This window comes from Bacillus sp. NTK074B (assembly GCF_017303375.1).
Lineage (GTDB): Bacteria > Bacillota > Bacilli > Bacillales > Bacillaceae_B > Rossellomorea.
The window spans coordinates 1-250 of record NZ_JAFKOH010000300.1 but is presented as its reverse complement, the minus strand read 5'-3'; the positions used below and the strand labels follow the sequence as shown (position 1 = coordinate 250).

The following is a 250-nucleotide window of genomic DNA, read 5'->3' as shown; positions in this document are numbered from 1 at the left end:
CCTTGCCGCGATGATCCGCACTGCGGTCCGCGCGATGGTGATCGACGGCGAGTGCTTCGTGATTTATCCCCGCGAGCCCGGGCCCGGCGGCATGGCGCAATTCCGGGTGCTGGAAGCGGATTACCTGGATGACCGAGTCCAGACCCGTACCACTGGAAACGAAAACTCGATCTATGACGGGATCGAATATGACCGCGCCGGACGGGTCGTCGCCTATCACCTCTACGACGAACACCCGGGCAGCGCGGTC

1 protein-coding gene is annotated in these 250 nt (G+C 63.6%); it reads left to right on the top strand.

The window, feature by feature from the left end; translation table 11 throughout:
- On the top strand, positions 1 to 250 hold a 250-nt coding region (locus tag JI667_RS22445; protein ID WP_206858750.1), incomplete at both ends, for a phage portal protein.